We start from the raw sequence: 24,736 nt of genomic DNA, 5'->3' as shown, positions 1-24,736 counted from the left end.
ACATATTATGACTAACGATGCATTGTTGCATGCCCTTACTCAACTCGTTTCTGAGGGACGCAACACAGAAACGATGGACATCGATTTACTCACTAGCCAGGAAATTGTCCTGCGCTTAAATCAACAAGATCACTTAGTACCGATTGCCGTCGAAAAAGTCATCCCTGAAATCGCGCAAGCCGTCGATGCAATTACTCAAGCATTTCAAAATAATGGGCGACTCATTTATATTGGTGCCGGCACCAGTGGCCGACTTGGCGTACTGGATGCGTCTGAATGCCCGCCCACATTTGGGACCTCACCTGAGATGGTCGTAGGCGTCATTGCTGGTGGGCAAGATGCCATGTTTAAGGCAAAAGAAGGCGCGGAGGATGACCCTGAATTAGGGCAAACTGATCTTGTTGATATCAATATCACTGCCAATGATGTGATTGTCGGCATTGCGGCCAGCGGACGCACTCCCTACGTCATTGGCGCATTGGAATACGCCAATGATATTGGCGCAACAACCGTATCGCTTTGCTGTAACCCTGCATCACAATTAGCGAACATTGCTTCTATTGCCATTAGCCCAGTCGTGGGCCCAGAAGCATTAACGGGCTCCACACGGCTGAAATCAGGCACCGCACAAAAACTGGTGCTTAACATGCTAACCACAGCGAGTATGATTCGGTTGGGTAAAAGCTACGAGAACCTAATGGTCGATGTGAAAGCCACAAATGCGAAATTAGTCGCCCGGGCAACTCGGATTGTCATGCAAGCCACAGAGTGTACCGAACGCGAAGCCAAGCAGGCTTTAACAATCACCGACCATGACGTCAAGCTCGCCATCTTAATCATCCTCACTGGATTAGATAAAGAAGAGGCAAAGCAACAACTAGCCGACAAAGAGGGTTTCTTGCGAAAAGCTGTCGATAGCCACAAAGTGGATAAATAACCACAAGGTAGATAAATAGCTAAACGCTATCCTCCCCCTCTTAACAAAAACGGGACCTTAAAGGTCCCGTTAACTAATTTGAATAGTCGTTCCAGCCACGCTGCCATTCCATGCGAAAGCGCTGCGCGTCAGGCAACCCTTCGCAGGCCCCCGTATAATATTGCCCAGACAGGCCGATTTGGTAAGCAAAGCCCGCATCGCAAAATTCTATGACACCAATCTGATACCCACGCTCATATTCAGCGTGATCCGCGGCGCCTAATTTCTGCAATGCTGAGTATGTCCTAGGCAACTGCCCTCTGACGCCGTCTTGATAGCCCATTTGATTCCAATTTCCCTGTTTGGCTAGCGCTTCAACACCGTTAGCACATCCAAATAATAGTAGCCCTGCAAGCACAGCAATAATGGCTTTCATAGTCATCCTTTTGCGTCCTATTTTATTGCAGCCACAATGCCAGTATTTCTTAAAGAATGCCACTTATTGAATGCTTAAGTGATGTGCTTCACGCTTCTCTCCTACCACTTACCCCGCATTTCTGACCACTTAAGCCATAAAAAAACCACTTAACCTAGCTATTGACCACTTAATCAGCTATTCAACCACTCGGCGAATAACCCCGGCATCTATAAATCAAGTCACGTTATGATCGACGACAGGTTTTAATGTTATTACAAATTAGGGATAACACATTATGTTGTGGTTCATGACTTGCGTTGCCGCATTGATTGGCGGTTACTTTATTTATGGTGCTTTCATCGAGAAAGTATTTGGAATCAATGAAAAGCGTCAAACCCCTGCGCATACCAAAGCGGATGGCGTGGATTATGTACCGATGTCGACTAAAAAAGTCTATTTGGTTCAGTTGCTGAACATTGCAGGGGTCGGCCCAATCTTTGGCCCTATCATGGGGGCTCTATACGGTCCGGCAGCGATGCTTTGGATTGTGCTTGGCTGTATCTTTGCTGGTGCGGTGCACGATTACTTCTCTGGCATGCTTTCTATCCGTAATGGTGGCGCATCCGTCCCTACGATTACAGGTCGATACCTAGGCAATGGCGCCAAACATTTTATGAACATTTTTGCCATTGTATTGCTACTGCTTGTCGGTGTCGTATTTGTTTCTGCACCGGCTGGCATGATCACTAATCTAGTCAACGATCAATTTGATATGTCGGTCAGCATGACCACGATGGTTATCGCAATCTTCGCTTATTACATTGTTGCGACTATTGTACCGGTTGATAAAATCATTGGTCGTTTCTATCCGTTATTTGGCGCACTGCTTATCTTTATGTCAGTCGGCCTCATTACCGCTGTCGCAATGTCAAGCGAGCACACTGTCATGGGTGGCTTCGAAATCAGCGACATGTTCAATAACATGAACCCTAACGACCTTCCATTATGGCCTGCACTGTTTATCACGATTGCTTGTGGCGCTATCTCAGGTTTCCACGCGACACAATCGCCATTGATGGCACGCTGCATGGAAAATGAAAAAAATGGTCGCTTCGTATTTTACGGCGCAATGATCGGTGAGGGTGTCATTGCTCTTATCTGGTGTGCACTAGCACTTTCATTCTTTGGCTCAGTCGAGTCTCTCTCAGAGGCCGTTGCTAATGGCGGTCCTGGTAACGTCGTCTACAGCGCATCATTTGGTTTACTTGGTGTATTCGGCGGTATCCTCGCTTTCTTAGGTGTGGTTATCTTGCCTATTACATCGGGTGATACTGCATTCCGTTCAAGCCGCCTTATCCTTGCTGAATATTTCAACATGGAACAAAAGACACTACGTAACCGTCTGCTAATGGCGCTGCCATTGTTTGTTATCGGTGGCATCTTGACTCAAGTAGACTTCGGTATCATCTGGCGCTATTTCGGGTTTGCCAACCAAACGACAGCTGTGATGATGCTTTGGACAGCATCCGCCTACCTACTTCGTCATAACAAGTTGCATTGGGTAACGACGGTCCCTGCCATGTTCATGACCACGGTAGTCATTACCTTTATCCTAAACAACAGCACGTTAGGGTTTGGTTTACCAATGCAAATCTCCACTATCGTCGGTATTATTAGCACACTCTCCATTACGGCTTATGTGATTAAAATATCGAAAGGTAAAGGAGACATCGAGCTTGAAGATGAAGACAAACCTCAAGGTGAAACGAAGACAGCCTAATCGCGTTACAACTTAATGATAGTGAGTTCTAAAAAAACGCTTCGTTTTCGATAAACAACTGACTACCACATAGAAATCCGAGTACTCATGTACTCGGATTTTTTATTAAATAAACGTACAGGTCGTCCGTTCAATAGACGGACGAAAAAAAGACCCAGTCGCATAGCGGCTAGGTCTTTAGTAAGAAGAACGATTTAATTTAGTAGGACGATGCAATTAGTCGATTTGCTTAACCTGCAACTCTCGCGGTACTTCAAAGAACATATTTTCTTCTCTTCCCAGCACTTCTTCAACGTCACTCGCACCTAAATCTTTAATGCGGTCAATAATTTGATTAACCAGCTCCTCTGGTGCGGATGCACCGGCGGTTACGCCAACCAAACCTTTGCCTTCAAACCACTCTGGTTCAATCTGATCAGGGGTGTCAGTCAAATAGGCTGGTGTGCCTAATTTTTCTGCCAGCTCTTTTAAGCGTGTTGAATTTGAGGAATTTGTTGAACCGACGACGACCATCACGTCAACCGCTTCTGCAAGTTCACGCACGGCATCTTGACGGTTTTGGGTGGCGTAGCAAATATCATCTTTACGAGGCCCCTGAATCTGAGGGAATACCTCACGCAAGCGTTCAATCACATCTGCCGTCTCGTCCACTGACAGCGTGGTTTGACTCACGTAATGCAGATTACTTGGGTCATTCACTTTCAATGAATCCACGTCTGCTGGGCGCTCGACTAAATACATTCCACCAGTATTACTCGCATACTGTCCCATTGTCCCTTCAACCTCAGGGTGGCCAGCGTGTCCAATCAATACAACTTCCATGTTCTTGCGGCTTGCTCTTGCCACTTCCATATGAACTTTCGTCACCAAGGGGCACGTTGCATCAAATACGGTTAATGCACGCTCTTTCGCTTCTTTTCGAACGGCCTGAGACACACCATGCGCAGAAAAAATGACAATATTGTCGTCAGGCACTTCTGCCAACTCTTCAACAAAAACGGCGCCGCGCTGTTTAAGGCCTTCGACTACAAAACGGTTGTGCACCACTTCATGACGTACGTAGATCGGCGGCTGGTACAACTCCAGAGCGCGCTCTACAATACTAATAGCCCTATCAACACCAGCACAAAAGCCACGTGGATTTGCTAATTTAATTTTCATTTCATTACTCATCAGTACACACCGATTTTGTTTATTCTATAGGACAGTTATTCTACTGAAAGTATTTCCACGTCAAACGTGACGTCTTGGCCTGCAAGTGGATGATTAAAATCCACCGTGACTGAATCACCTGCAATCTCGGTAATAATCCCTGGAATTTCCATTCCATCAGGGCCAGAGAAGGCCATTATTGTACCGACTTCCACCTCAGAGTCACCCACAAACTTAGCGCGATCCATATAGTGAATATTGTCCGGATTAGGCATACCAAAGGCGTCTTCGGCTTTCAGTTCGATCGATTGCTTGTCGGATGCTGACATCCCTAACAAGCATTGTTCAAAATTCTCACTCAAGCTACCATCACCAATCACAAGCTTTGCGGGTTTACCCATATTGTGAGTACTATCCGCCACTGAGCCGTCTTTCAGTTTGATGGTGAAATGCAGCGTTACTGCGCTATCTTGTTTTATGGTCATCACGTTACCGCTTCCTTGTAATCAAACGATTATTCTCAAACTAGCCGTTGCAAACTCGCTGTATCAAATAAGTCGTATCAAATGCTTGTTATATAAAAAAGCGCCGTACGAATCAACGTACAGCGCTTAGGGTTATTCAAGTTATAACACTAATTGGTTTCTTTTTTTCGAAAACTGTCGAGGATGATCAATCCAGCACCGATACAAATCGTCATATCGGCGAGGTTGAAAGCTGGCCAGTGATAGGTTCCCCAGTAAAAATCTAGGTAATCCACAACAAAACCATGCACCACACGATCAAACACATTACCCACCGCACCACCAATAATCATGGCATAGGCAATGTTGTTCCACTTTTCAGTTGCCGGTAGTTTGCTCATCCAGTATGTCAGCATACCGGTCACAACAAAGGCAATTCCAGTAAAGAACCAGCGCTGCCAACCTGCTTGGTCACTCAAAAAGCTAAATGCAGCCCCGTAGTTATGGACATAAAGGAGATTGAAAAACGGCAAAACCTCAATACGATTTGCCCATCCATATCCCATACTGTCCATGACGACGAGCTTAATAGCAATATCGGCAACGAAGATAAGTACCGCCAGCCACAGCCAGCGGACTCCAGATTGTTTTAATGAAAACGTCTGTTCAGTCATTGTGTTGTTTAAGCGAATTTACGAACTTCGCCTTCACCTTCTACGTTAGTGACACAGCGACCACAGATTTTTTCATGGCCAGCGATAGTGCCGACATCCGGAGTATGGTGCCAACAACGCTCACACTTCTCGGCTTCCGTTGCTACGACTTCAACAAACAAACCAGCAAGATCCGTTGCATGAGCCGCTGCAGACTTCTCACTTAACGCTTTTACTTCTGCTTTAGACGTCAGTAATACAAAGCGCAGCTCGTCATCCAGTTGGTTCAGTTTTTCAGCGAGTGCTTCATCAGCGTAAAGCGTCACTTCAGCTTGTAACGAACCGCCGATAACTTTCTCTTTACGAGCATCTTCAAGCAGTTTATTCACAGAACCACGAACCGCTTGGATCTCAGCCCAAAATTCATTGCTCAAGGCTTCATCGTCCGCTAAATCAAACAGACCTTCATACCATTCGCCCGTGAAAACAAACTTATCGCGCTGCTCTCCAGTCGGCAAAGAAGCTGGCATTTCGTTCCAGATTTCATCCGCAGTAAATGACATGATTGGCGCCATCCAACGAACAAGCGCTTCTACGATGTAGTACAGAGCACTTTGACAGCTGCGTTGAGCGTGACCGCCCTGCTTCGCTGTGTATTGGCGATCTTTAATCACATCTAGGTAGAAAGAGCCCATTTCGATTGAGCAGAACTGCATTAGGCGTTGAGTCACACCATGAGTATTGTACTCGCCGTATGCTTTAACAATCTCTTCTTGCGCCGCAAATGCACGACCTACCGCCCAGCGATCCAATGCCACCATTTCTTCTGCTGGCACTAAATCTGTCTCAGGGTTGAAACCATTTAGGTTCGCTAGGAAGAAACGAGCCGTGTTACGAATACGACGGTACGCATCGGCTGAGCGCTTAAGGATTTCATCAGAAACCGCTACTTCACCGGTGTAATCCGTTGAAGCGACCCACAGACGAAGGATATCAGCACCAAGCTTGTTAGTGACATCTTTAGGTGCCACAACATTACCGATAGATTTAGACATCTTACGACCGTTGCCATCTACAACAAAACCATGCGTTAGCACTTGCTTGTAAGGGGCTTCATCTTTCATCGCAATCGAAGAGATCAATGAAGACTGGAACCAACCACGGTGTTGATCTGAGCCTTCAAGGTAAAGATCCGCTTTGTTGCCGTTGTACTCTTCACGAGTATCAACCACAGAGAAGTGCGTCACACCTGAGTCAAACCAAACATCGAGTGTATCAAGAACTTTTTCGTACTTATCAGCATCGTCAGCGCCCATGAGTTCAGCAGCGTCTACGTCCCACCAAGCTTGAATGCCTTTTTCTTCCACTAGTTTTGCTACTTTTTCGATAAGAGCTGGGCTATCTGGATGAAGTTCTGATGTTTCTTTATGTACAAACAGCGCAATTGGCACGCCCCACGTACGTTGACGAGAGATACACCATTCAGGGCGACCTTCAATCATACCCTCGATACGGCTTTGGCCCCATTCAGGCATCCACTCAACATTCTTTGTTGATTCGAGTGCTTTTGCACGCAAACCCGCTTGATCCATTGAGATGAACCATTGTGGTGTTGCACGGAAAATAATTGGCGTTTTGTGTCTCCAACAATGTGGATAGCTATGCTCATACGCATGATGATGAAGCAGCGCGCCTTTTTCTTTCAATACTTCTAATACTGAATCATTCGCTTTAAAGACGTGTTGACCAGCAAATAGCTCAGTATCCGGCAGATAAACACCGTTTGAACCCACAGGGTTGGCGATTTCTAGGTTGTATTGCTTACCTACAATGAAATCTTCTTGGCCGTGGCCTGGCGCAGTATGAACAACACCCGTACCCGACTCTGTCGTTACGTGATCACCTAACACAGCAGGTACTGTGAAGTTGTAGAACGGGTGATTGAATTGAGAAAGCTCAAGCTCAGCACCCGTTGTAAAACCAAGATTGTGGAAGTGCTCAATACCCGCACGATCCATCACGCTTTTCGCAAGTTCAGAAGCAACAATAATACGTTGAGCCTTTTGCTCACCGTGCGCTTCAACTTGAATCAATACGTATTCTAGATCATCACGAAGACATACGGCGCGGTTTGCCGGTAGTGTCCACGGTGTGGTTGTCCAGATAACAATCGAGATTTCACCTTGGCCGGCATGTCCTTCCGCTAGAGTAAATTTCTCTAGAAGAGACGCTTCGTCTGCCGCAGTAAATTTCACATCAATAGATGGGGACACTTTATCTTTATATTCAACTTCTGCTTCAGCCAGCGCTGAACCACAATCCGTACACCAGTGAACAGGCTTAAACCCTTTCAGCAAGTGACCTTTGTCGGCAATTTTACCAAGTGCACGAATGATGTTTGCTTCAGTGCCAAAGTCCATAGTGCGGTAAGGTTTATCCCATTCGCCCATGATGCCAAGACGCTTAAAGCTTTCTTTTTGGCCTTCAACTTGACCCGCGGCATACTTACGGCACTCTTCACGGAATTCAGATGCAGAAATCTTTTGACCCGGCTTGCCTTTCTTCTTCTCTACCATCAATTCGATAGGAAGACCGTGACAATCCCAGCCCGGAATGTAAGGGGCATCAAAACCAGAAAGGGTTTTAGATTTAATAATAATGTCTTTAAGAATCTTGTTCAGTGCGTGGCCGATATGAATATCACCATTCGCGTATGGAGGGCCATCGTGTAATACAAATGACTTTTTGCCTTGCTTCGCTTTACGGATCTCCCCGTAAAGATCTTCTTTATACCAACGCTTCAGCATCTCTGGCTCTCTGTTAGCCAGGTTACCGCGCATAGGAAACCCTGTTTCAGGAAGGTTCAGGGTATCTTTATACTCACTCATCGATTCTTAATTCCGTTGTATTGGGCGACAGTTAGACATTATGTTAGCGGTGGAATCTCCCACTAACCCATACACTCAAGTAGCCACACCCTTGCTACTTCAGCGTCCAATTCTATTTGCTGCTTAAGCAGCTGCAAAGAGCTAAATTTCTTCTCATTGCGTATTTTGTGGAACAGTGCGACTTCAATTTGCTTTCCATACAGATCGCCATCAAAGCCAAAAATATGCACTTCTAAATCTAAGTTGGAACCATTGACTGTCGGTTTATTACCGACATTTGCGATACCAGGTAACGGCTGTTTATCAATGCCCATTACTTGTACCGCATACACACCACTGACCGGTGACACATATCGCTTTAAAGAGATATTTGCGGTTGGAAAACCGAAGTCTCGCGCCAGTTTTTTACCATGAGCAACCCGACCAGACAATGTGTAATGGCGCCCAAGCATTTCTGCGCTCACATCAAGCTCATCGTTGGCTAAAGCCTGACGAATTGCCGTGCTACTGACTCGCCTATCATCGACACAAAAGCTGCGTGTGCTGACGACTTCAAAACCAAACGTTTTACCCGCTTGTTTGAGCATGTCAAAGTTGCCGACTCGACCTTTGCCAAAGCGGAAATCATCACCAATCACTAAAAACTTAACGCCTAACTTATCGACGAGCAAATCACGAATAAATGATTCAGCCGACAGGCTAGCAAAGTGGTGGTTGAAGTTCACACAAAGCAAGCGGTCTATATTCATCTGCTGTAATAGCTCGAACTTATCTCGCAATCGCGTCAAACGTGCCGGTGCTTTGTCTTTGGCAAATAACTCCATTGGCTGAGGTTCAAACGTCATCACCACAGAAGGTAAATTCAAAAGCGCTGCCTTTTCTTTTACCTGTTCGAGTACACGTTGGTGCCCTAAATGTACACCATCAAAATTACCAATCGTCAACACACAGCCATGATGTTGATTTCTTAGATTATGGATGCCTCGAATAAGTTCCATGAAACGACTAAACCACCTGTTGAAGTTAATAATAGCAGTGTGAAACCGACGGATTATAACGAATCATTGCTAATCTGTCGCTGCTTTTAAATCCTTCACTCTAATGCCAAGTAGCAAGAGTGTAAATAGGTAGCTCGCACCACCAACGCCGATCAACATGGTCAATGTCGTCACGCGCTGTGTTAGCCCCCATGACAACCACTGCTGCATGTCTGCCAATAACCAAATCACCACCGCGACCATGATTAACGATGCAATAATTAACTTACCAATGAACAGGGCCGTCTGTTTTGTTAAACGGTAAACATTCTGAATATGAAGCCCACGGTAAAGTAGTGCCATATTAATAAGTGCAGACAAAGCCGTCGCCATAGCCAAGCCAACATAGCCATAAAAGTATGCAAAAATAGCATTGAATACCATATTAGAGACCATGGCAATAATGCCGTATTTCACCGGTGTTTTGGTATCTTGTCGCGAGAAATACCCAGGTGCTAAAACTTTTATCAGCATGAAGTTAAGTAAGCCTGACGCGTATGCGAGCAATGACATCGAGGCTTGGTTCACATCATGTGGTGTAAACTCACCGCGCATAAATAAGACCATTAGCATGGGCTTCGCTAGCACCATCAGTCCCAACATTGCCGGTAGACCCAATAACACCACCATACGCACCCCCCAATCCATCGTTGAGGCAAAGCCTCTACTCTCGGCATCAACATGCTTACGAGATAACGCAGGGAGAATGACAGTCGCAATCGCAATACCAAAAAGGCCAAGCGGGAACTCTAATAAGCGATCCGAATAATACAACCAACTAATGGAACCCGTCGCCAGAAAACTGGCGATAAAGGTATCAAACAATAAATTAATCTGACTGACTGAGACACCAAATAACGCTGGGATCATCAAAGTTCTGATCTTCACTACGCCAGGATCTCGCCAACCCCATTTCGGTTTAACAAGAACCCCTGCTCTTATAAGAAAGGGAAGCTGAAATACAAACTGAACAAAACCGCCAAGAAAGACACCAATAGCGAGACCGATCTCAGGTTGAGCAAGGTTGGGTGAGATAAACCAAGCGCAGCCAATGATCATCACATTTAGAAAGACGGGCGTAAACGATGAAACGGCAAACTTACCTAAGGTATTAAGAATAGCGCCAGATAAGGCCACAAAGGTAATAAACCAAAGATAGGGAAAGGTGATCTTGAGCATCAAGCTAGCCAGCTCAAATTTAGGTGCGGCTGGACCATCATTTAACCAATCAAGGAACCACCCAAAACCAAAGACGGCGGTAACGACACCAGACCCTAGCACACCAAACAATGTCACGATCGACACTAGTACGCCTAACGTTCCCGATACCTTAGCAATGAGATCACGTGTTTTTTCTTTATCTCCAGCGGCATGATACTCAGTAAGTACTGGAACAAAGGCTTGCGAAAAGGCGCCTTCAGCGAACAAGCGGCGCAAGAAGTTGGGTATTTTATTGGCAAAAAAGAACACATCGGCGCTCGCGCCTGCTCCCATTAAATTGGCCACGACCACGTCGCGCACCAGTCCCAATACTCGGGACACTAACGTCATAGCACTTACGATCATGCCAGACTTAAGAAGCTTTTTACTCACTTTCACCCCTAATTACCTAGCTAATACCTTGTCCTAGATGGGTTTCCGTCTTCTTTATTGTTCAAGAGCGGATAGTATTAGCATTGGTTGAAAAATACTGTTAGAATCCCCGCCATCTTAACCGCGAAGACCTCCAGATATCAAAACTTGTTTTATATCGTTGGGTTTTTGCACAAATCTGTTGACTTTTAAGTGCAAATAGAGGATATTCCTCGCCCTTAAATTGTCACCGAACTAAGTTTTTGGGAGTTAGACCCTTGGCAAACAGTAAATCTGCTAAGAAGCGCGCTATCCAAGCTGAGAAACGTCGCCAGCACAATGCTAGCCGTCGTTCTATGATGCGCACTTACATGAAAAAAACTATCGCTGCTATTGAAGCTGGCGATAAAGAAGCAGCAACAGCGGCACTAGTTGAAGTTACACCTCTTCTAGACCGTATGGCGACTAAAGGCCTTATTCATAAGAATAAAGCAGCTCGTCATAAGTCTCGCTTCACTGCAGCAATCAAAGCTCTTTAATTAGAACTCGATTAGCGATAAAAACCGGCCTTGGCCGGTTTTTTTGTATCTATCGTTTTATTTATAATTTTGCTTAAAAGCACCAATGCTGACTTAAAATGACATCGTCACTGTCCTAATAGCAATAGCATGTGAGCCAGCAATAACAGGTGAACCAGCTCAGACATGAACTGGCCCTGATACAAACCGCACGCCCCTCAGGTATCACTCTTCTTCGCAATATAGGCCATGCAGTAGTTCGATCATTTGACGAACCTCTGTGCTACTTAAGGTGTAATACACCGTCTGTGCTTCTTTTCTCGTAGAAACCAGTCCATCTCTGCGCAACCAAGCTAAATGTTGAGACAGCGCTGATTGGCTTAGGTTTAAATTTGCACACAACTCCCCGACTGAAAGCTCAGTATTATGAAGCATACAAAGTATTTGCAGGCGTCTTTCGTTTGCCATTGCTTTAAGGAGCATCACCGCTTGCGGTGCATTCTTTTCCATCTCCTGCAAATTCATACCTTACCTCTACCCTAGTAAAACGATCTAACCCGAACGAAGTAACCATTTTAAAATACGGCCTCTTCGTTACTAAAAAAACTCACTAAACATTCAACAAATCACTAAAGTCGGCCTCACAGACCCCTTTTACCGCAGGATGCTGGATCATTCGCTCAGCAAAAATAACGTAATACTCTTCCTTAAGGTCGTCGATATCACCAATATGTTGAAGCGGGCGTTTATCTGAGATCTCTGACATATATAAGCTTGGTGCTAAAAATATTACGTCTTCTTTGTACATAGAGAAGGCTTTCATCAATGCCACATCATCAAATTCGCCCAATATATTAGGTTGGATACCTTGCCGATCAAACCATTGATGGATCTTACGCCCCATTGAGGTGCGACTTCCTGGGAGTAATAATTTTCGTTGCTCCAGTATTTCAGGAAAATGATGATGTTCGACCTTCCCTGATGTAAAAAAACTCATCCGGCTTTCGCCAAGTTTCTTACTGAACAATCCTGGACTCTGACTAGAATCAACAGGACAATCGGACAAAATCATATCCAACTTATGCTGAGATAGCTGCTCTAACAGCATCTCATGGGTAGATTCAAAGCACCGCAGGTGAATACTGTTATCATCAGGGATGGTCGTCATCAAAATCTTACTCACGAGACGCTTTGAGAGTGCATCGGCGACACCGACATCAAATAAGATATTAGAGCGCTGGCTGTAATTAACGATATCAAGCATCTCATAGCTCAAACCAAACATACGATCAGCGTACTTGTAAACAAGCTGCCCTAGCTCGGTAGGCTCAACACTTCTCCCATTGCGCTTGGTAAGCTTGCCGTCCATTCTTTCTTCAAGTGCTTTTATCTGTCCCGTCACCGTTTGTGGTGTTAAAAACAACGCATCGGCTGCCTTTGTCACTGAGCCTTGCTTGCAAACCATCCAGAAATAGTAAACGTGATTATAATTAAGATGTGACATGAATTACCGCCTTAAAATTCTCAATCCCTTTTATATCAAACTCTTCCCAGATCAACAATATTCGGTTAAACCGATGCAACCTAAGTTACGCATCGTAAATAACGAAACACAGACTGTCATAGTTGTCATATTCGCACATCAAAACCGCTCTACAATCGAATTTATTCATTAAAATAGCGCTATTTATCTATTTTTATCACACCAAATAAAATCATTTCAAATCAACATCTTAGATTAAAAATATGTCATATCAATAAAATAAAAAACACAAATATCGCAGTTATTGATGAGCGACATAATATCGTCATATTACTGTAATAATTCAGATCTACTATCGCAGCAGATTCCACAACAGACCGACAAAATTCTACAGGTCAAACGGAGAAAACTATGATGAACCAAGCAACAACAGCTGCGACACCAATGTCGAATTCGACACGCTGGCTACGCTGGGCTAACTTGGCGTTCATGCTATATCTACTGCTACTTGCGGTATCTATGGTGGGTAGTGGGTTTAAGATGGCGACAGGAGAGCAAGCCAAGGTCTTGTTCGAATTTGCTTCTCATCCTGTTGCTGGTTTAATGATTGGTTTGGTCGCGACGGCCCTTATTCAATCCTCAAGTACCGTCACATCTATCATTGTCGGCCTGGTTGCAGGTGGACTTCCTGTTACGGTTGCGATTCCAATGATCATGGGTGCCAACATCGGCACTACGGTAACCAACACTCTAGTGAGCTTGGGCCACGTTCGTTGTAATACTGAATTTAAACGTGCCTTTGCTAGCGCAACGATCCATGATTTCTTCAATTTATTAGCGGTTGTCATTTTCTTACCACTAGAGATGATGTTTGGTATTTTAGAGAAAATATCACACTGGCTGGTGTCACCAATGCTAGCGAGTGGTGACATGAGCATGGGCGGTTTGAACTTTATCAAACCAATGACTAAACCAGTTGTCTCTGCAATTCAAGATCCATTGGCAACGTTTGGTAATGTCACCGGTGGTGTGCTTCTCATTGTCTTAGGTATCGCGACTATCTTTGTTGCTATCACGGTAATGGGCAAACTTATGAAGAGCCTAATGGTAGGCCGAGCGCGTGACATCCTTAAAAATGCCATCGGTCGTGGTCCAATTCACGGTATCGTATCGGGTTCTATCGTCACTATCTTAGTTCAGTCTTCTTCTACAACAACGAGCTTGATGGTTCCTCTAGTCGGCACCGGAACGTTGAAAGTTCGTGATGTTTACCCATTTACACTTGGGGCGAATATTGGTACTTGTATTACCGGCCTGCTTGCCGCAACAGCAGTCTCTGGTGAGTATGCGGTTTTTGCTCTTCAAATAGCGTTGGTTCACTTAGTCTTTAATGTCTTATCAACCGTATTCATCTTTGGTATTCCTTTCTTAAGAGAACTACCTGTTAAAGGCGCTGACTACATTTCAGATATGGCAATTAAGAATAAAGCGGTGGTAGCTGGATACCTTGCTTCTATCTTTGTCATCATTCCAGGGACGATTCTCGCTCTGACAACGTAATCGCCTCCGAGTAGCAACTCGCTTAAATGACAATGTAATACGAAATGAAAGCCCAACGTCAATGCGTTGGGCTTTTACTTTTTTAATCAATCAACATTGAATACGTATTAATAATCGCCGTAGTCATACGCATCGTAATCGTCATAATGCTCTATCAGATCAATATCATCGACATCGTCCCAGTAGTAATCACGATCGTAATAGTAATCATAGAATGGGTCACCGACATAGTAGGTTTTGATTCGCTTGTCTTCGGTCCATAAATAGTAGTTAGACGCCTTAACAACGGGTACGACTAGCGTTTGCTCTCCGACTTTAATCGTTTCATTGCCTGCGACTATGCCTACAAACGTCATGGCTTTACCCTGAACAAAAATACTCGGGTCTAAGAATCGGTCAACTTTTACGACAAAGCGGCTTGTTCCTTGCTGAGTTTCATCAGGCCTACCTTTGCTATCCAGCTCAAATTGACTGATTTGCAACACGCTACTATTGGCCGAAGGATTACTCAATTGAGCCACGACCCCACCCCACCTCGCTGGTTTACCGACAAATTCCGCCGTATTGTCAACGACCGCTTTATAAGCCACTAATTGTTTCTCATCCGCCACTTTTATTTCTGTCGGAGCACTGCTACAACCCACTAACATCCCAGCTAAAACATACCCAAACCATCGCATGATCAATTCCTATTCCAACGCTTATCTATCCATTATGAGTGACACTTGATGGTTATCGCAAGATAGGTCATTGCATTCACACTACAAATACCCCGCTCCAAACAAGCCTTAGTGATGGTCTTGGCTAGTGTAAAAGTAGCAATCATAAACCGCAGCAATAAACACACACTATGCTGACCAAACCTTTACGCGAGGTATCTTATTTAGTTTGTCGATGTTCATTACTCTACTGTCACTTCCAATAACAATGTGAACGCGTTATGAAAATTAAAACACTTCTCCTTCTGGCTATGCTTAGCTCCCCTTCATTTGCTTACTACTGCGATCAAACCTCTGATGGTGCCATTGATGGCGCTGTTGATGGGGCTGTCACGGGGGCCGTCGTCGGTGGTATCGTCGATGGAAGTTCAGGGGCAGCGGCTGGTGCTGCTATTGGTGGTGGTGCCGGCGCAGTTGGCGGCGCTATTGATGGCGCATACGACGAAGAGACATGTGAGGTCGCGACCGATATCGTAGAAGAGGAAGTTATAGAAGACGACATCATCGAAGAAGAAATTATCGAGGATGAGTACTACGACTAATTCGCTCGCCTATCTCGCTAGATAAATGGATAGAGAGATAGAGATAGAGAGAAGCGCTCACTTTTTCCCTTCTCTCTAGATAATAAAAAGCCGAGCATCGCTCGGCATTTTATTACACTGAAAATGGGTATTTTATTGGTTCGTGACATTGATAGTCACGCACCTCAAAATCATCCATCGTCACCCAAGTTTCTAAATCTTCGAGTGACTGAATCTTCGGGTTTATATGGAAAGTCGCCGCTGAAAGAGGCTCACGCTTTAGTTGAACATCACGCATCAACTCAAGCTGGTCTTCATAGATATGCCCATTAACAATCTTATGATAGGCATGCCCCGGTTTCTTACCCGTGATTTGCGCAATAATCGCTAAGAAAACATACACTTGAACCATATTAAAGTTGAGCCCAAGAGGGACATCACACGAGCGCTGTGTACTGTTTAAATACAGCGTATCACCAAGCAATGAAAAGTGATGGCTGTACATACACGGACGTAGACACCCCATGTGGAACTCACCTGGGTTATAAAAATTCAGTATCTCACCGCGATCGTCAATACCACGAGATAGGTCATCGACAATCTTACGAAGTTGATCGACATGCCCGCCATCAGGCTTTGCCCACGAGCGTCCTTGAACGCCATAAACGCGCCCCATATCATCCTCACCTTTTCTGAAAGGGCTGTTTAGCCACACTTCATTGAGGTTGGAATTGGCGTCCCACGTTTTAGTTCCTAGCTTACGAAAGTCTTCAGCGTTATCGTATCCGCGGATATAACCCAACAATTCCGCTACTGCTGATTTCCAAAAGCTCTTACGCGTTGTCACCAATGGAAAGGCATTATTCGCCACATCATACGTAAGGTCGGCATTAATCACCGTCAAGCAACGCTTTCCTGTACGCTCATTTTCAATCCAGACACCGTCATCGACGATACGTTGGCATAAATCTAAATACTGCTTCACAACAATTCCTATTGCTTAGATACGTTATGTGTCGTGTTTCCGTTGACTTTGTAAGCCCACGTAATCATCAAGGCACCAAGGATGACCATAGGTAATGACAGAATCTGTCCCATCGAAATAAACCCGCCAAACAAGCCTAAGTGTGCGTCTGGTTCACGAACGTATTCAATCAAGAACCTAAAGCAACCGTAGCCAAGTAAGAATAGACCTGACACCGCACCCTCTGGGCGACTTCTCTTAATAAACCAATTGAGGATAAGGAATAATACGACACCTTCTAAGGCAAATTCATAAAGCTGGGAAGGGTGTCTTGGTAATGGCCCGCCATTTGGGAATACAATCGCCCAAGGCACGTCGGTAACTCGGCCCCAAAGTTCGCTGTTCATAAAGTTGCCGATACGCCCCATTCCTAAGCCAAATGGCACAAGCGGCGCGATAAAGTCAGCAACATTGAAAAAGGTACGACCGTTCTTACGGGCATACCACAACATAGCGGTAATCACCCCAAGCAACCCACCATGGAAAGACATCCCGCCAGTCCATACTTTGAACAAGTAGAGTGGATCCTGCATGAGAGTATCGAAACCGTAGAACAACACATACCCAACTCGACCACCAATCACCACACCCAAGAAGCCGGCAAATAGCAGATCCGATACCTGTTCACGAGTCCAGCCAGATCCGGCTTTATCTGCACGTCGATTGGCAAGCCACATCGCAAATGCAAAACCGATTAGGTACATTAAGCCATACCAGCGAACGGATATAGGGCCAATTTCAAATAAAACGGGGTCAATACTAGGAAATTCAATAAATCCCTGAGACATAAACTGCTCTCTTAACGTGTGGGTAATAAAGACTAAAACATCATTGAAAATGATACGAATACTAAGAAGACCGCAAAAATCTTTTTAAGTTTCGGTGTTGGCATTGTTGTGGCCAATTTAGCACCAAACCGAGTCGTTAACATCGAGGTCACGGCAATAGCCAACAGTGCGGGAACATACACATAGCCAAGGCTATATTCAGGTAAACCTTGTGCCTTAGCGCCATGGAGAATGAAGCCTATCATACCTGCAATCGCAATCACACAACCGCACACCGACGAAGATCCAACTGCCCTACGCATTTCTACACCATGCTTGCTTAAGAATGGGACAGACATAGAGCCGCCTCCGATACCGGCAAGACTTGATACCATGCCAATAACACCACCACAGCAGCTCATGATAGCTGGGGGTGGCAGTGGACGAGTGGAGGTAGAGGAGATCGATAAAATCATCTGTACAGCCAGCGCAAAGACGATCAGTGCAAACACCTTAGGCAGATATTGGAAAGGGATCCATTCCGCTACAAATGACCCAACTAACCCACCCACGATGACACCAGGCAGCAGCCATTTAATCACAAAAAGGTCTACATTGCCGAGCTTGACATGATTAATAGCAGAAGACCCAGAGGTAATAATAATCGAGGCTAGCGACGTCGCCAACGCTATTTGCATCACTAATTCGGCGGGGATCCCAAATAGGGGTAACAAGTAAGCAAGGGCTGGCACAACAATTAACCCACCGCCAATACCGAGTAAGCCCGACATCGTGCCGACGATCGCCCCTAAAAGAAGCAATACAAAGAGAAGTTCAAAATTCATGTTATTTCCACGATGTGAGCACTAAGATTTCCCAGCACGAATAAACCCAGCTAAACCTTTTTGCTCAAAATAGTCACGCATCAGATTATAAATCGAATCACCATATGGATGCATTAGTGCATTATTCGCAAGATGTTTCAGCTCATCCATCGTCGTTTGACGCAGCAAGTATTTCACTTTAGCGACATTCGAGGTATTCATACTTAATGTATCGTAGCCCAAGCCAACCAGTAATAATGCACCAATAGGGTCACCCGCAAGCTCACCACAAATACACACCGGCAATTGATAAGACTGGCACGTTTCAAAAATATGCTTCATCGCTGCTAATACAGACGGATGAAGGGTCTCATAGATATCCGCTACTTGGGCATTATTGCGATCAACCGCTAACAAATATTGAGTAAGATCATTCGTACCCACAGAAACAAAGTCGACCTTTTCTGCCATAAAAGGCAGAAGGTATAACATGGATGGCACTTCAATCATCACACCAACCTGAGGAGGCACAATATCTTGATGTACTTGAGCTACCTCATCATAAGCTTGATTAATGAGTGTGATTGCTCCATCCAACTCCTGCATTGAGGAGACCATTGGTAACAATATGCTCAAATTATCGAGCCCTTCACTTGCTCTGAGCATTGCTCTTAATTGGATCAGAAAAATATCAGGGTGATCAAGCGTAAAGCGAATTCCACGCCAACCTAAGAACGGGTTATCTTCCTCAATAGGAAGATAAGGCAATGCCTTGTCACCACCAATATCCAACGTACGCATGACAACTCGCTTAGTAGGATAAGCTTGTAACACCGCTCGATATTGCTGGACTTGCTCTTCTTCAGACGGAAACTGTTGCCTCAATAAAAACGAAATTTCAGTTCGGTATAACCCAACACCATCCACACCTTTATTTAAGGAAATACTGGTGTCAGCGCTCAAGCCCGCGTTTAATAAAACCTGAATTCGTTGACCATCTTTGGTTGCAGCATCAAGATCTAAGGTCTGGTCGACCATGTGCGACAATTCAGTCTCTTCGGTCACCAATTCGCGGTATTCAGAGAGTAACTCAACGGTTGGCTCTAAGAAAATTTCACCACTGTAGCCATCCACAATGGCCAGCTTAGCGCTTAATAATTCAGGATTAATCCCTAGTCCCATGACAGCAGGCACGCCCATCGCTCGAGATAGGATCGCAGCATGAGAGTTTGCAGCGCCTTCCAATGACACAACCGCCAGCAACTTTTCTTTGGGAATAGACGCCAAGATAGAGGCTGTCAGCTCCCTCACCACCATAATGACAGGCTCAGAAATCACATGTACTGGCTGCTCTGAGTTATGAAGAAAAAACAATAACCGCTGTCCGAGTTCACGGACATCTTGCGCCCGCTCTCTAAGATAGATGTCCGACATTTTAGCAAAGCGATTCGCGTAGCTTTCAACCACTTGTCTTAGCGCCCAGTCTGCTCGATCTCCCTGAGCTATTTGAGCCTTGAGATCTTTTCGCAACATAGGATCATTGAGTAAGTGCGTAAAGAGGTCAAAAATAGCCAGAGCATCTTTATTTAACTCCAAATCTAGCTTTTTACGCATTCGCTTAAAGTCAGCAAGCGCTTTTTCGATCGCAAGCGATAACAGCTCTTGTTCACGACTAACATCCAGCGTAGACGCTGGAAACACGTCACTTAGCTCTGGCTGGGTGTTATCCCACCACATTGGACCAATCGCAACCCCAGAAGACGCTGCAATGCCTTTTACAACCGTTAATTGATTGCCCTCAAAAAAGCTATCCCCTTGGGCAGTAGCATGGGCAATGAGCACCGCGATCTGAGCGGCTAACGTAACAAGAAAAGATTCTTCTGTTTCACTAAACTGACGAGATTTTTTTTGCTGAATAACGAGTACGCCGAGCACTTGTTTACGGTGAATAATAGGTGTGCCAAGAAAGGCATGATAGATATCCTCCCCAAGTTCAGGGAAAAATTTAAATGCAGGGTGCTGAGCCGCAGCCGCTATATTCAGTGGTTCAGCGGTGCGCTTGACTAACCCTACTAACCCTTCATCAAAGTTAATGTGAATGGTATCGCCCTGAAAAATAAGGCCTTGGGTTGCCATCAGCTCTAACCGTTGTTGCGGTTCATTGGCAAGATAAATTGTGCAGCATTCGGTATGCATAGCTGCACAAGTTTGTTTAACCAACATTTCAAGGGCTAAGTGCACGCTCTCCTCTTTAGAAACGTGCTCAACTATTTCCCTTAGTTGCGAAAGCATACTTACCCTCTTCGGTGTTTTCTTTTGCCTTTAAACTTACGTTCCTTAAAAGGCATTGCGAGAGAAGCAAATTCTTTCATGGCACGACGATAAACGTCACGCTTAAAAGAGACAACTTGCCTGACCGGATACCAATAACTTACCCAGCGCCAACCATCAAACTCAGGGGTACTACCACGTTGCATATTGATCCGCGACTCATCGCAATCCAAACGTAGCAAAAACCATTTCTGTTTTTGTCCAATACAAACAGGCTTCGAGTCCCAACGAACGAGCCGTTTAGGTAACTTGTATCTCAGCCAATGACGACTAACAGCGACAATTTTTACATCATCTTTTGTTAACCCGACTTCTTCATACAGTTCTCGGTACATAGCTTGCTCAGGGGATTCACCTTCGTCAATACCACCTTGAGGAAACTGCCATGAATGTTGTCCGTATCGTTTAGCCCAGAAGACCTGACCATGGTTGTTACAGATTACAATACCCACATTAAGTCGGTAACCATCGCCATCTATCACTGGCCAACCTCAATTAAATTTTCATTACCTTGATTTTTCCACATATCCCCAAGTTGAGCAAACGTAGACACCCGTAAATTTGAACATTTACCACTTAATCGACAAACTATGGATAAGTTTTACTCATACCAACACTTATCAACACCACAATGAGACCTAGACCACATTTATTCACCTTTTCTGTGAATAACCATGTGCAGAATCTTTGATCTTCTCTAACAATGACAAATAAATCACGCATGCCAATTTATAGTACACATATAATCTAGAATATTAATCAATTTAAAACAACAAGTTAAATGTAACGATTGAAAAATCAGCCTTAAATGAAATTGCCAATTGTCCATTGATCTTAGATCGGTCAAAGATCGAACAAAGCTTGTTTTATCCACACAAGAGCTGCTATCAATTCTATCACTTACAATTAATCAAGCATTAGTTTCCAAAAAATACCTGTTTATTCATACAGATGATATAATAATAAAGAAATTAAAAAACGAACTGTGGATAACTCAGTAATAGATCGAAAGCCGCGCTTTATGATCTTTTTTTGTACAGGCAGAAGTCGAACTCCGTGATAAACTGACGTCGTCATTTTTATCTACAACGTCTCTTAATATATGAAGTCTACTCCTAGATCAGAAAGCGAGCTCATGAGTAGAGCGCGACAAATAGCGGGCATGAGCTTTGGTGAATTAGCGCAAGAAGCTGATATGAAGGTACCTGAAACCTTAAAGCGTGATAAGGGCTGGGTGGGTCAATTGCTAGAGTGGCACCTAGGTGCAAAGGCCGGTAGCAAACCGACACAAGATTTTCCAGATATTGGTATCGAACTCAAAAGCATCCCTATCAGTTATTCAGGTACACCGCTTGAGTCCACATTCGTTTGTGTCGCCCCTCTTACCGGTGTACAAGGCTTGACATGGGAGCGTAGCCATATTCGCAATAAACTCTCACGTGTACTTTGGCTGCCAGTGGAAGGTGAACGAGAAATCCCAGTAGCACAACGTCGCGTCGGATCCCCTTTGATCTGGAGCCCTTCCGAAGAAGAAGAACTCATGCTCAAAAATGATTGGGAAGAGTTAATGGACCATATTACTTTGGGACACATCAATCAACTGACCGCACACAGTGGCGAAATCCTACAAATAAGGCCAAAAGCAGCGAATAGCCGCGTGACAACAGGCGCTTATGGCGCCAACGGCCAGCCGATAAAAACCCTGCCCCGAGGGTTCTATCTCAGAGCGAAGTTTACATCCTATATCCTTGAAAACTACTTTGTCTAACGCCTTTATCATAAAGGCGTTACCTAGTGCAGTTTTAACTCAATATCACAGTACCGGTTCATTTCACCCGTACTGCCACACTCGTCATAGGCGTTATGTAAACGAAGATAGGCTTTTTCAACGCCTAATTTGTGTAGTACCTCTTTCACCGAATCTAATGACTCAAAATGAATGGGCTCATCATTTTCTTTTATTGGTTCAAGCTTATGCTTGTATTCCACTGCTAACAAATAGTGTGAAATATCAGCACAACCAATTACAAAGACTTTAGGTGGTGTATAGGTGTCTTTGTGGTATCCATGTAACCACCGATCGAGCTGATGTTTTTGCATATTCCACCTCCTTTAAAAAATACTTGTGGATAATGCCTTACTGACAATCAACAGTTTAGTAAAATAAATTCAGAAGTGTGCTCTTTAAACTGAAGTTTTAACAAAACGCGGTATAGTGAAAGAAAACAAAAGCAGCAAGGAAGGCTCAATGAAATATCATACTCTCCCTCATTCCTCTCTTGAAGTCAGCAAAATTTGCTTAGGCACAATGACGTTTGGTGAGCAAAATACGAAAAAGGAAGCATTCGATCAGCTCGACTTTTCTGTCGAACATGGCGTGAACTTCATCGATACCGCCGAGATGTACCCTGTCCCACCAAAAGCCACAACGCAAGGTCTTACCGAAAGCTATATTGGTGACTGGTTATCTCAGTCAGATAAAAGACAAAAAGTCATATTGGCAACCAAAGTCGCGGGACCAAGAAGTGTTCCACATATTAGAGATAATATGCGCCTAGATCGCCGCAATATTCATCAAGCCGTCGACGATAGCCTCGCTCGACTCAAGACAGACTATATCGATCTCTACCAATTGCATTGGCCTCAAAGGCAAACGAACTGTTTTGGTCAACTCAACTATCCCTACCATGAAGGTGGTGATGATGTCTCTTTGCTCGAGACGTTAGAAGCGTTGAATGAGATGATCAATGCGGGGAAGATTCGTTATATCGGTGTTTCAAATGAAACCCCTTGGGGCGTAATGACGTTATTAAAATTGGCTGAAAAGCATAATTTACCTAGAATTGTCTCAATACAGAACCCGTATAATCTACTTAACCGAAGTTTTGAAGTCGGGTTATCAGAAATAAGCCATCATGAAGGCGTGGAGCTGTTAGCTTATTCACCACTAGCGTTTGGGTGTTTAAGCGGAAAATATCTGAATGGACAAAAGCCGCCAGGTGCTCGCTGTAGTGTCTTTGAACGCTTTGTTCGTTATTTCACACCCCAAGGTCTTGCCGCTACACAAGCGTATATCGATGTTGCTCATAAACACCAGATTGACCCAGCAGTAATGGCTTTAGCCTTTGTGAATCAACGCCCTTTCGTTGCGTCAAATATTATTGGTGCAACAAATTTATCTCAACTTGAAGCGAATATTAATAGCATTAACGTCACCTTATCTGATGAACTATTAAATGATATTCAAGAAATAGGGACTCAGTATTCTAATCCTTGTCCCTAGTGTTATTAACTCATCGTCATAAGTTGTTATTTCATTACTATTAACGATTTTATTGTCGTCTCATATACAATATAAAGAATCTAAGCGGGCAGTGAGACGCTCTGCCCGCTTTCAATTACGTTGCTATTGTCGATTTCAGAACCCTTCGAAGATGACGAGCTTTGCGTGTCGCCACTACTGAAGGTACGTGAGTCACGAGCCCAAGTGGACGACCTTGCGAATCAAGGCCAATATCACGAAGTAAGTGTTCGTTATACAACGGTAATTGGTAAGCATTTCGACGGTAGCGGCGCTTCCATTCTCTTTCTTCATGATGAAGATCAGCTTTAATTAACCAGGTAGCAAGTGTTAGGTATATAGATGTACGCATGTTGTTCTCCTAAATGGACAATATTGAGGAGAGAAATAGCGATCTAAAAAAGACTTATTTGACTTTGAGACTGCTATTTCCGCAGCCTCTAGGGGTACGGATATTAAAGTAGTGGTGTACCAAACGTAACTGGGCACGAGGCTTTAGTGGCCTTAACATGCATCCATTGTTTATTTACACATAAACGTGGAACAGCAATAGTATTGATAGAAAATTTACGATTCATCATTTTATGCCTCCACTTAACTTTAAAATCCAAAATAATTTGATAGGTGAGCTTGTAGCTCAGGTTGATTTTCACTCATATCGACTATATTTTCAACATTCATTTACAAAATATATCAATACAATTTTATACTCTATTTCTTTGCCATTTAGCGGTTTCATTTCCAAGTAATCAACTGTTCATTAAATAAATAGCAGTGATTCATTTTACAAAAAATAATCATATAATAG

General features: G+C 44.2%; 24 protein-coding genes. 7 read left to right on the top strand and 17 right to left on the bottom strand.

Annotated features, from left to right (window positions below; translation table 11 throughout):
* Nucleotides 1-7 precede the first annotated feature (7 nt).
* Nucleotides 8-937, top strand: a complete 930-nt coding sequence (gene murQ, locus AB4405_RS03950; protein ID WP_372059734.1) for an N-acetylmuramic acid 6-phosphate etherase — start codon at nucleotides 8-10, stop codon at nucleotides 935-937.
* A gap of 73 nt (nucleotides 938-1,010) precedes the next feature.
* Here murQ and AB4405_RS03945 read toward each other — a convergent pair whose 3' ends face one another.
* Nucleotides 1,011-1,352, bottom strand: coding sequence for a DUF2799 domain-containing protein (locus tag AB4405_RS03945; RefSeq protein ID WP_372059744.1), 342 nt, complete (start codon nucleotides 1,350-1,352; stop codon nucleotides 1,011-1,013).
* 277 nt (nucleotides 1,353-1,629) lie between these two features.
* Here AB4405_RS03945 and AB4405_RS03940 point away from each other — a divergent pair, with 277 nt between their 5' ends.
* Complete coding sequence (locus tag AB4405_RS03940) at nucleotides 1,630-3,114, top strand: carbon starvation protein A (RefSeq protein WP_102469940.1); 1,485 nt, start codon at nucleotides 1,630-1,632, stop codon at nucleotides 3,112-3,114.
* Nucleotides 3,115-3,330: 216 nt separating this feature from the next.
* Here AB4405_RS03940 and ispH read toward each other — a convergent pair whose 3' ends face one another.
* The 6 genes from ispH to murJ form a co-directional block, all read right to left on the bottom strand.
* Nucleotides 3,331-4,287 carry a 4-hydroxy-3-methylbut-2-enyl diphosphate reductase gene (gene ispH, locus AB4405_RS03935; RefSeq protein ID WP_102469939.1) on the bottom strand — a complete coding sequence of 319 codons (957 nt, stop codon included), beginning with the start codon at nucleotides 4,285-4,287 and terminating at the stop codon, nucleotides 3,331-3,333.
* A 35-nt stretch (nucleotides 4,288-4,322) separates the two neighbouring features.
* Complete coding sequence (gene fkpB, locus AB4405_RS03930; protein ID WP_102469938.1) at nucleotides 4,323-4,754, bottom strand: FKBP-type peptidyl-prolyl cis-trans isomerase; 432 nt, start codon at nucleotides 4,752-4,754, stop codon at nucleotides 4,323-4,325.
* A 146-nt stretch (nucleotides 4,755-4,900) separates the two neighbouring features.
* A complete protein-coding gene (gene lspA / locus AB4405_RS03925; RefSeq protein ID WP_102469937.1) occupies nucleotides 4,901-5,404 on the bottom strand; it encodes a signal peptidase II in 504 nt (167 codons plus the stop codon).
* A gap of 8 nt (nucleotides 5,405-5,412) precedes the next feature.
* Nucleotides 5,413-8,271, bottom strand: a complete 2,859-nt coding sequence (gene ileS, locus AB4405_RS03920) for an isoleucine--tRNA ligase (RefSeq protein ID WP_102469936.1) — start codon at nucleotides 8,269-8,271, stop codon at nucleotides 5,413-5,415.
* Between the two features lie 62 nt (nucleotides 8,272-8,333).
* Entirely contained in the window at nucleotides 8,334-9,269 is a 936-nt protein-coding gene (gene ribF, locus AB4405_RS03915; protein WP_102469935.1) for a bifunctional riboflavin kinase/FAD synthetase, read from the bottom strand.
* A 69-nt stretch (nucleotides 9,270-9,338) separates the two neighbouring features.
* Nucleotides 9,339-10,901, bottom strand: a complete 1,563-nt coding sequence (murJ, locus tag AB4405_RS03910; RefSeq protein WP_372059733.1) for a murein biosynthesis integral membrane protein MurJ — start codon at nucleotides 10,899-10,901, stop codon at nucleotides 9,339-9,341.
* Between the two features lie 257 nt (nucleotides 10,902-11,158).
* Between murJ and rpsT the strand changes: the two genes are divergently transcribed.
* Nucleotides 11,159-11,419 carry a 30S ribosomal protein S20 gene (gene rpsT, locus AB4405_RS03905; RefSeq protein WP_102469934.1) on the top strand — a complete coding sequence of 87 codons (261 nt, stop codon included), beginning with the start codon at nucleotides 11,159-11,161 and terminating at the stop codon, nucleotides 11,417-11,419.
* Nucleotides 11,420-11,623: 204 nt separating this feature from the next.
* Here rpsT and AB4405_RS03900 read toward each other — a convergent pair whose 3' ends face one another.
* Nucleotides 11,624-11,923, bottom strand: coding sequence for a metalloregulator ArsR/SmtB family transcription factor (locus tag AB4405_RS03900; protein WP_102469933.1), 300 nt, complete (start codon nucleotides 11,921-11,923; stop codon nucleotides 11,624-11,626).
* Between the two features lie 85 nt (nucleotides 11,924-12,008).
* On the bottom strand, nucleotides 12,009-12,902 hold the full coding sequence (gene nhaR, locus AB4405_RS03895) for a transcriptional activator NhaR (RefSeq protein WP_102469932.1): 894 nt from the start codon (nucleotides 12,900-12,902) through the stop codon (nucleotides 12,009-12,011).
* A gap of 393 nt (nucleotides 12,903-13,295) precedes the next feature.
* Here nhaR and AB4405_RS03890 point away from each other — a divergent pair, with 393 nt between their 5' ends.
* A complete protein-coding gene (locus AB4405_RS03890; RefSeq protein WP_198593150.1) occupies nucleotides 13,296-14,441 on the top strand; it encodes a Na/Pi symporter in 1,146 nt (381 codons plus the stop codon).
* Between the two features lie 107 nt (nucleotides 14,442-14,548).
* Here AB4405_RS03890 and AB4405_RS03885 read toward each other — a convergent pair whose 3' ends face one another.
* Nucleotides 14,549-15,121 (bottom strand): Slp family lipoprotein, encoded by a 573-nt coding sequence (locus AB4405_RS03885; RefSeq protein WP_372059730.1) that lies wholly within the window; start codon nucleotides 15,119-15,121, stop codon nucleotides 14,549-14,551.
* A 260-nt stretch (nucleotides 15,122-15,381) separates the two neighbouring features.
* Here AB4405_RS03885 and AB4405_RS03880 point away from each other — a divergent pair, with 260 nt between their 5' ends.
* Nucleotides 15,382-15,702, top strand: coding sequence for a hypothetical protein (locus AB4405_RS03880; RefSeq protein ID WP_372059728.1), 321 nt, complete (start codon nucleotides 15,382-15,384; stop codon nucleotides 15,700-15,702).
* A 112-nt stretch (nucleotides 15,703-15,814) separates the two neighbouring features.
* Here AB4405_RS03880 and AB4405_RS03875 read toward each other — a convergent pair whose 3' ends face one another.
* The 5 genes from AB4405_RS03875 to rppH are packed head-to-tail and all read right to left on the bottom strand — an operon-like array spanning nucleotide 15,815 to nucleotide 21,109.
* Nucleotides 15,815-16,666 carry a thymidylate synthase gene (locus tag AB4405_RS03875; protein WP_372059726.1) on the bottom strand — a complete coding sequence of 284 codons (852 nt, stop codon included), beginning with the start codon at nucleotides 16,664-16,666 and terminating at the stop codon, nucleotides 15,815-15,817.
* Nucleotides 16,667-16,674: 8 nt separating this feature from the next.
* The gene (gene lgt / locus AB4405_RS03870; RefSeq protein WP_102469927.1) at nucleotides 16,675-17,493 is read right to left on the bottom strand and encodes a prolipoprotein diacylglyceryl transferase; all 819 of its coding nucleotides are present in this window, start codon (nucleotides 17,491-17,493) and stop codon (nucleotides 16,675-16,677) included.
* 32 nt (nucleotides 17,494-17,525) lie between these two features.
* On the bottom strand, nucleotides 17,526-18,317 hold the full coding sequence (locus tag AB4405_RS03865; RefSeq protein ID WP_372059725.1) for a sulfite exporter TauE/SafE family protein: 792 nt from the start codon (nucleotides 18,315-18,317) through the stop codon (nucleotides 17,526-17,528).
* A 21-nt stretch (nucleotides 18,318-18,338) separates the two neighbouring features.
* On the bottom strand, nucleotides 18,339-20,588 hold the full coding sequence (gene ptsP / locus AB4405_RS03860; protein WP_372059724.1) for a phosphoenolpyruvate--protein phosphotransferase: 2,250 nt from the start codon (nucleotides 20,586-20,588) through the stop codon (nucleotides 18,339-18,341).
* Nucleotides 20,589-20,590: 2 nt separating this feature from the next.
* Nucleotides 20,591-21,109, bottom strand: a complete 519-nt coding sequence (gene rppH / locus AB4405_RS03855; protein WP_102469924.1) for an RNA pyrophosphohydrolase — start codon at nucleotides 21,107-21,109, stop codon at nucleotides 20,591-20,593.
* A gap of 620 nt (nucleotides 21,110-21,729) precedes the next feature.
* Here rppH and mutH point away from each other — a divergent pair.
* A complete protein-coding gene (gene mutH, locus AB4405_RS03850; protein WP_372059723.1) occupies nucleotides 21,730-22,395 on the top strand; it encodes a DNA mismatch repair endonuclease MutH in 666 nt (221 codons plus the stop codon).
* A 23-nt stretch (nucleotides 22,396-22,418) separates the two neighbouring features.
* On the opposite strand, the gene AB4405_RS03845 is transcribed toward mutH, so the two are convergent.
* Nucleotides 22,419-22,727, bottom strand: a complete 309-nt coding sequence (locus AB4405_RS03845) for a DUF6482 family protein (RefSeq protein ID WP_102469922.1) — start codon at nucleotides 22,725-22,727, stop codon at nucleotides 22,419-22,421.
* A gap of 148 nt (nucleotides 22,728-22,875) precedes the next feature.
* Here AB4405_RS03845 and AB4405_RS03840 point away from each other — a divergent pair, with 148 nt between their 5' ends.
* A complete protein-coding gene (locus tag AB4405_RS03840) occupies nucleotides 22,876-23,910 on the top strand; it encodes an NADP(H)-dependent aldo-keto reductase (protein WP_372059721.1) in 1,035 nt (344 codons plus the stop codon).
* Between the two features lie 115 nt (nucleotides 23,911-24,025).
* Here the strand turns inward: AB4405_RS03840 and AB4405_RS03835 are convergent, their stop codons facing one another.
* A complete protein-coding gene (locus AB4405_RS03835) occupies nucleotides 24,026-24,280 on the bottom strand; it encodes a DUF1127 domain-containing protein (RefSeq protein WP_372059720.1) in 255 nt (84 codons plus the stop codon).
* Between the last annotated feature and the right edge of the window lie 456 nt (nucleotides 24,281-24,736).

The organism is Vibrio sp. 10N.261.51.F12 (assembly GCF_041471725.1).
In the GTDB taxonomy this organism is placed as follows: domain Bacteria; phylum Pseudomonadota; class Gammaproteobacteria; order Enterobacterales; family Vibrionaceae; genus Vibrio.
This window is presented reverse-complemented; position numbering and strand designations above follow the sequence as displayed.